Genomic DNA, 7157 nt, shown 5'->3' on the forward strand with positions numbered 1-7157 from the left:
GGCCCCCCCTCCCCCCCCCACAAGCCCCGCCCCCCCTGGCCGTTAACCCCCCCTTCCGGGGGGCCCGCCCCCGTTAGGGTGGCCTTAACGGCATGACCACGTCAGTCCAGCTGTGGGGCGACTTCGGACGCGATGAGGTCGATCTGGTCCAGATCGGACAGGTCCAGCAGCTGCAGGTAGAGCCGGGTGATCCCGGTCTTCTCACGCCACTGGCCGATCTTCTCGACGACCTCCGCCGGCGTCCCGGCGAGACCGTTCTGCCGCAGCTCGGCGACGTCGCGGCCGATGACGTCGGCGCGGCGCTTCACCTCGGCCTCGTCCCGGCCGACCGCGATCACCAGCGCCGACGAGCGCAGGATCTCCTTGGGGTCGCGCCCGATCTCCTCGGCCGCCGCGGCCACGCGCGCGAACTGCGCGGCGGCCGTGTCGGTGTCGACGAACGGCAGGTTGAACTCGTCGGCGTACTGCGCGGCCAGTGCCGGAGTGCGCTTCTTGCCGCCACCGCCGATGATCACCGGCGGCGCGGGCTGCTGCACCGGCTTGGGCAGCGCGGGCGCCTCGGCGAGCTTGTAGTGCTCGCCATCGAAGGAGAACGTCTCCCCCACCGGCGTCTTCCAGTACCCGGTGACGATCGCGAGCTGCTCGGCGTAGCGGTCGAACCGCTCCTTGAGCGGGGGCAGGTCGAGCCCCAGCGTGGTGTGCTCGTCGTCGTACCAGCCGGAGCCGAGACCGAATTCGACGCGGCCGCCGGACATCTGGTCGACCTGCGCCACCGTGATCGCCAGCACCGACGGGTGCCGGAAGGTGGCGGCGGTGACGAGGGTGCCGAGGCGGATGCGGCTGGTCTCCCGCGCCAGCCCGGCGAGGGTGATCCAGGCGTCGGTGGGGCCGGGAAGCCCGTCGGCGCCGCCCATCTTCAGGTAGTGGTCGCTGCGGAAGAACGCGTCGTAGCCGGCGGCCTCGGTCGCCTTGGCCACCCGCAGCAGGTCGTCGTAGCTGGCCCCTTGCTGGGGCTCGGTGAAGATCCTCAAGTCCACGACGTCAGCCTATAGAGCGACCGGTCAGCTCGCCGCCTGCTCCTCGCCGGTGGGACTCGCCGCCGACGTCTCCCGCAGCCGCTCCAGCAGCCGGACGATGACGCTTTCGATCTCGGCGCCGACCTTCTTCGGGTCCGCCGAGCCCGCGATCTCCGTCGCCGCGCTGGACAGCGCGCCGAACAGCAGCCGCGCGGTGATGTCGACCGGGACCGCGGCGATCTCGCCCGCCTCGATGAGTGCCTGGATCGCCGCGCGGACCAGCCCGAAGCTGCACCGTTCCTCGGCCTCGCGCCAGCGTTCCCAGCCCATCACCACCGGCGCCTCGTGGATCGCGATCCGCTGGTACGCCGGGTCGAGGCAGCTCTTGATGAACGCGTTGAGCCCGCCGCGCGCCCGGTCCCACGGCGAGCCTGGCCCGTTCACGATCTTGTCGAGACGGTCGTAGACGAGGCTCTCGACCGCTTCGAAAGCCGCCTCGAACAACGCCTGTTTACCGCTGAAATGGTGATACAGCGCGCCTTTGGTGACGCGGGCACGTTTCGCGATCTCGTCGAGCGAGGTACCCGCGTAGCCACGCTTGGTGAACAATTCCACCGCGCCGTCCACCAGCGCGGACCGGGTCGACTCGGAATAGTCGAGCCTTCTGGACCTCATTGTCGCCACCCTCACAACCTTACGCCCCAGGGACTCTCGCCATACCCATGGTATGTTGGGCCAGTCAGGTCCGTACCAGGAGTATGCAGCAAACCTGCAGTATGAACCAGGTCACGGAAGGGGAGCCACATCATGAGCTGGACCGACTTCTACCGTCGGCGAGATACCCTCGAAGCCGCACTCCGGCAGGCCGGGAACGACCCCGAGCGCCCGCTGTCACTCGCCGAGATCCCCGGCGCGGCCGAGTCCTTCAGCAGCGAGGAAGACCTCCTGCTGGCCCTGCACCACAAGTGGACTCAGCTGCTCGGCGGTTATCTGCGCGCCGAGCTGGCCGATCCCGAGGACGCGGCCGCGGGCCAGGTCCTCGACCAGGTCGACGCCGTCACCCGCGCGTGGAAGCGCGCGACGTCCGAACACGCGACGTTGCGTGCCGTCCTCGACGCCAACCTCGATCGCCACCCGGCCCTCACGCCCTTGCACGAGGGCGAGCTGCGCATGCTGGCGATCACCGCCGGGCTCGCCGAGTACGGCGAACCCGCCGACGAAATCACCAAGGTGGGTTACACCTTCGACGCGCTGCTGCGCAACGGCCCGGACGCTCGCCCGGCCCGCCGCCGCAGCCCGATGGGCCACCTGCTGCGCCTGCTCGCGCCGAGTGCGTGAGCGGCCGGAATGTAGTTAGGTAACGCCATGGCGGAGCGCACGAACAGCGGTCGCTGGACCGAGACGGACATCCCCGATCAGACCGGGCGGACCGTGCTGGTCACCGGCGCGAACTCGGGTCTCGGCCGCCGCACCGCCGACGTGCTCGCGGGCAAAGGCGCCCGCGTCCTGCTCGCCTGCCGCTCCCCCGAGCGCGGCGCGCGGGCGCTCGAACTCGTCCGCCGGGCAGCCACCGGCGCGGCACCCGAGCTGGTTTCGCTCGACCTCGCCGACCTCGCGTCCGTGCGCGCCGCAGCGGCGTCGGTACGCGAGCTGACCGGCGACGCGCTGGACGTCCTGGTGAACAACGCCGGCCTGATGGCCACCGCGCGCGGCAAGACCGCCGACGGGTTCGAAACCCAGTTCGGCACCAACCACCTCGGGCACGCGGCACTGACCTGGCTGCTGCTGCCCGCGCTGCGCGGTGGCGAGAACGCCCGCGTCGTCACTCTGTCGAGCGTCGCCGCGACCGGCGGCGGGCTGAGCATGACCGACCCGAACTTCGAGCACCGCCGGTACAACCCCGGCGTCGCCTACGCGCAGTCGAAGCTGGCCAACCAGGTCTTCGCGATCGAACTCGACCGGCGCCTGCGTGCCGCGGGCGAATCCGTCATCAGCGTCGCCGCGCACCCCGGTTACGTGGGGACCGGGCTGGGCGCCGGGATGGCCCGTTCCTACGGGAACCCGCTGCTGAGCCGGGGCATCCTCGCCGTCAACAGGATCGGTGAAACGCTCTTCGCGATGCGGCCCGAGCAGGGCACGCTGCCGCAGCTGTACGCGGCGACCGCGCCGGGTGTCGAAGGCGGCGACTACATCGGCCCGAGCGGCATCGGCGGTCTGCGGGGCTACCCCGCCAAGGTGCGCACGCTCGCGTCCGCGCGCGACGCCGCGACCGGCCGCGCGCTGTGGGATCTGACCGCGAAGTTGACCGGCGTCACCCCCGACCCCGCGTGATCGATACCGCTCCGGAAGCGGGCGTAGGGTGGCTTTTGTGAGTGCTGCGCCGGAGGGTCGGAAGCTGTTGCGGCTGGAGGTCCGCAATAGCCAGACGCCGATCGAGAAGAAGCCTTCGTGGATCAAGACGCGGGCGAAGATGGGGCCGGAGTTCACTGAACTCAAGGGTCTCGTTCGCCGGGAGGGTCTGCACACGGTCTGTGAAGAGGCCGGGTGTCCCAACATCTACGAGTGCTGGGAAGACCGTGAGGCCACGTTCCTGATCGGTGGGGATCAGTGCACTCGTCGCTGTGATTTCTGTCAGATCGACACGGGCAGGCCTGCGGAGCTGGATCGCACCGAGCCGCGCAAGGTCGCGGAGTCGGTGCAGGCGATGGGGCTGCGCTATTCGACGGTCACCGGCGTTGCCCGCGACGATCTGGAGGACGGTGGCGCCTGGCTATACGCCGAGACCGTGCGGCAGATCCACAGCCTGAACCCGGGCACCGGTGTCGAGTTGTTGATCCCGGATTTCAACGCTGATCCCGCGCAGTTGGCGGAGGTGTTCGGGTCGCGGCCGGAGGTGTTGGCGCACAATGTGGAGACGGTGCCGCGGATTTTCAAGCGGATCCGGCCTGGGTTCCGGTACGCGCGGTCCCTTGAGGTGATCACGAAGGCGCGTGAGGCTGGGTTGGTGACGAAGTCGAACCTGATCCTCGGGATGGGCGAGACCCCGGACGAGGTCGCCCCGGCGATGCGGGATCTGGTGGACGCGGGTTGTGAGATTCTGACGATCACGCAGTATCTGCGGCCGTCGCCGCGGCATCATCCGGTGGACCGGTGGGTGAAGCCGGAGGAGTTCGTGGAGCACTCCAAGGCGGCCGAGGCGATGGGCTTCGCCGGGGTCATGGCCGGACCGCTGGTGCGGTCCTCCTACCGCGCCGGACGCCTCTACGCGCAGACCAAGGCACACCGCGGGGAAACCCTGCCGGAGAACCTCGCGCACCTCGCCGCCGAAGGCCCCGCCGCGCAGGAGGCCAGCAGCCTGCTGGCGAGGTGATCGCCGCTGCGGGCCGTCGGCCCACCCCGTACGGGTGAGCACCACCACGAGCCCGGTCCGCAGCCGCTTCGCCTTACTACATTCGGCGGTATGACCGTTCTGGAGCTGCCCCGGCCGATCGCCTTCGTCCTCGGCGGGGGCGGCAGCCTCGGCGCCATGCAGTTCGGGATGCTGCGCGCCCTCGACGAAACCGGGCTGAAGCCGGACCTCGTCGTCGGCACATCGGTCGGCTCGCTCAACGGTGCCGTGCTCGCGCTGGCCGGCGGCGACCCGATCGAGCGGCTGCGGGGCATCTGGGCACGCATGACCCGGCATGAGGCGTTCCCCGGCGGGGTACTGAGCCAGGTGCGGACGCTGCGGCACAGCAAGACGCATCTCTTCCCCAATTCGGGCCTCACCGCGATCGTCGAGGAGCACATCGGCCACGGCGCCCGGTTCGAGGACCTCGAACTACCGCTCGGCGTCGTCACCACCGACGTCGACACCGCGGAGCCGATCCTGATCCGTGAGGGCCCGCTGCTGGAGCCGCTGCTGGCGAGCTGCGCCATCCCGGGCATCTACCCGCCGGTGCCCCACGACGGCAGGCTGCTCTACGACGGCGGGCTGGTCGCGAACGTGCCGATGCGCCAGGCTCTGGCCATGGGCGCCCGGTCGCTGGTGGTCCTGGACTGCGCGTTCCCCGGCCGGATGCCCGGGCCGCCGCGGACGTTCGCCGAGGTCATGATGTTCACCGCGATGATCAGCATGCGGAACCAGGCGGTGCTGGAGGCCCCGATCGCGGCCGCGCGGGTGCCGGTGGTCTATCTGCCGGGGCCCGCCCCGGTACGGATCAGCCCACTGGACTTCAGCCGGACCGAGGAACTCACAAATCAGGCATACGAGGCCGCGCGGGATTACCTCGGCGAAATCACCGTCGACGGGCCGGGCCTGTATGGCGCACCAGGCCTTGTCACAAAGTGAAGAAAATTACCGGGCTGCACCGATCCGGTGCGGGGAACGTCTTTCTCGTCGCGTAGTTTTGAGGGCGAAGGCCAGCCGCCCGCATTACCAAAAAGAGACAAAATGTTCCCCAAGAAAACATTACTTTCACTTGCTGCGATTCTCTCCGCGGCGCTGATGCTGTCATCCTGTTCGGGCGGCACCGGCGGCCCCGGGGACGGCTCGCCAGCACAGTCCCCGGAAAGCCCGGTGTCGGTGAGCATCGAGCCGGCCGGCGGGACCGGCGTCAACCCGACCACGCCGATCGTCGTCAAGGCGGCGAACGGGAGGCTGACCGACGTCACGGTGACGAACGCCGTCAAGGGAACAACCGTGTCCGGGCAGCTCAGCGCCGACGGGCTCAGCTGGACTTCGACCGAACCGCTCGGCTACGGCAGCACGTACAAGATCGTCGCCCAGGCCCTCGGCGGCAACGGGAAGCCCGTCGAGCAGCACAGCCAGCTGAGCACGCTGTCCCCCCAGCGGCAGGCCAGCCCGGACCTCGTCCCGGCGCCCGCGTCGGTGGCGACCTCCGGAGTCGGGGTCGGTCAGCCGATCGTGTTCAGTTTCAGCCAGCCGGTGCAGAACCGAGCCGAGGTCGAAAAACGGCTGTCGGTGGAGTCGACGCCGAAACAGGAGGGCTCCTGGTACTGGATGGACGATAAGAACGTCCATTACCGACCCAAGGAGTACTGGCGGCCGGGAACCGTGCTGAAGGTGACGGCGAAGGTGTACGGGGTCGATTTCGGAAATGGCGTGTACGGTGCGACGGATCGCACCGAAACGTACAAGGTGCACGATTCCTGGATCGCCAAGGCGGACGGGAACACCGAGCAGATGCAGATCTTCCACAATGGGCAGCCGGTCAAATCGATGCCCATTTCGATGGGCAAGGACTCGACGCCGACGCATGTCGGCCCGCACGTCATCTCGGACAAGCAGGAGAGCACGGTGATGGACTCCTGCACCTTCGGGCTCTGCCCGCCGGCGCCGGGGGCGTACAAGACGACCGAGAAGTGGGCGGTCCGCATCTCCAACGACGGCGAGTTCGTGCACGAGAACCCCGCCAGCGTAGGCGCGCAGGGCAGCGCCAACGTCTCCCACGGCTGCATCAACCTGAACGCGGCGAACGCCGAATGGTTCTTCCGGACCATGGGGCTCGGGGACGTGGTCGAGGTGACCAACTCGGGCGGCCCGCAGCTGCCGGTGTGGGATCTGTACGGCGACTGGTCGAAGTCCTGGCAGGACTGGCAGAGCGGCAGCGCCGTCAAGTGACGAGACGGCCCGAGGCGGCGGAAGCGGCTAGAGCGCCGTGGTCTTCGCGGAACCCGTCCGCGCTCTGAGCCGGGCCTGCGATCCGGCTTTACGCCGGTGCGCCCAGCCCGAGGCGAGCCCTAGTAGCCCGATGGCCTGGCACACTCCGCCGCGGAGATGTCGACCGGGCGGAGCACTCAGGCGTCGTGAAGAAACCTTCGGGCGTGCGGAATGGTATGTCGTGAACGACACGTTGGGGGCGATAAGTGTCTCGAACGCCCGTCGTTCACGACACCGGCGCTGCAGCCCTCACGGCTACCCGGCCGACGGAATCTCACCGTGCCGAAGACCAGCCTACGGATGCGCTCGAGAGTGAGCGAGGGACCTTTGCTATCGCCGGGCGGCAGTGAAGGTCCCTTGCCCCCGGCGGGGCGGGTGGGGTCAGCGCGGGGGGCTCGTGGGGAAGACCGGGTGTATAGCGAAAAGGGCCTTGCCGGGAGAACCGTGGGGGTTCTCGACCGGGCAAGGCCCTTCTCATC

At 69.1% G+C, this 7157-nt stretch carries 7 protein-coding genes; 5 read left to right on the forward strand and 2 right to left on the reverse strand.

All coding sequences use genetic code 11. The annotated features are described in order from the left end of the window. Nucleotides 1-101 precede the first annotated feature (101 nt). Nucleotides 102-1037, reverse strand: coding sequence for an LLM class F420-dependent oxidoreductase (locus ACFWY9_RS44455; RefSeq protein WP_378331806.1), 936 nt, complete (start codon nucleotides 1035-1037; stop codon nucleotides 102-104). A 24-nt stretch (nucleotides 1038-1061) separates the two neighbouring features. After that, a complete protein-coding gene (locus tag ACFWY9_RS44460; protein ID WP_378331805.1) occupies nucleotides 1062-1691 on the reverse strand; it encodes a TetR/AcrR family transcriptional regulator in 630 nt (209 codons plus the stop codon). A gap of 132 nt (nucleotides 1692-1823) precedes the next feature. On the opposite strand from ACFWY9_RS44460, the gene ACFWY9_RS44465 reads away from it, so the two are divergent. The 5 genes from ACFWY9_RS44465 to ACFWY9_RS44485 all read left to right on the forward strand — a co-directional run bounded on the left by ACFWY9_RS44465 (nucleotide 1824) and on the right by ACFWY9_RS44485 (nucleotide 6639). Further along, on the forward strand, nucleotides 1824-2354 hold the full coding sequence (locus ACFWY9_RS44465; protein WP_378331804.1) for a hypothetical protein: 531 nt from the start codon (nucleotides 1824-1826) through the stop codon (nucleotides 2352-2354). A 27-nt stretch (nucleotides 2355-2381) separates the two neighbouring features. Continuing rightward, nucleotides 2382-3347, forward strand: coding sequence for an oxidoreductase (locus ACFWY9_RS44470; RefSeq protein WP_378331803.1), 966 nt, complete (start codon nucleotides 2382-2384; stop codon nucleotides 3345-3347). Nucleotides 3348-3384: 37 nt separating this feature from the next. Beyond that, entirely contained in the window at nucleotides 3385-4386 is a 1002-nt protein-coding gene (lipA, locus tag ACFWY9_RS44475) for a lipoyl synthase (protein ID WP_378341729.1), read from the forward strand. 90 nt (nucleotides 4387-4476) lie between these two features. Next, nucleotides 4477-5346, forward strand: coding sequence for a patatin-like phospholipase family protein (locus ACFWY9_RS44480; RefSeq protein ID WP_378331811.1), 870 nt, complete (start codon nucleotides 4477-4479; stop codon nucleotides 5344-5346). A 102-nt stretch (nucleotides 5347-5448) separates the two neighbouring features. Continuing rightward, a complete protein-coding gene (locus ACFWY9_RS44485; RefSeq protein WP_378331810.1) occupies nucleotides 5449-6639 on the forward strand; it encodes an Ig-like domain-containing protein in 1191 nt (396 codons plus the stop codon). Nucleotides 6640-7157 lie beyond the last annotated feature (518 nt).

Source organism: Amycolatopsis sp. NPDC059027, assembly GCF_042739735.1.
Taxonomy (GTDB): Bacteria; Actinomycetota; Actinomycetes; order Mycobacteriales; family Pseudonocardiaceae; genus Amycolatopsis.

What these genes read in the sequence shown, in the direction of transcription:
- ACFWY9_RS44460 (WP_378331805.1), bottom strand. Translation starts at nt 1,691, where the DNA reads ATGAGGTCCAGAAGGCTCGACTATTCCGAGTCGACCCGGTCCGCGCTG.
- ACFWY9_RS44465 (WP_378331804.1), top strand. Translation starts at nt 1,824, where the DNA reads ATGAGCTGGACCGACTTCTACCGTCGGCGAGATACCCTCGAAGCCGCA.
- ACFWY9_RS44470 (WP_378331803.1), top strand. Translation starts at nt 2,382, where the DNA reads ATGGCGGAGCGCACGAACAGCGGTCGCTGGACCGAGACGGACATCCCC.
- ACFWY9_RS44480 (WP_378331811.1), top strand. Translation starts at nt 4,477, where the DNA reads ATGACCGTTCTGGAGCTGCCCCGGCCGATCGCCTTCGTCCTCGGCGGG.
- ACFWY9_RS44485 (WP_378331810.1), top strand. Translation starts at nt 5,449, where the DNA reads ATGTTCCCCAAGAAAACATTACTTTCACTTGCTGCGATTCTCTCCGCG.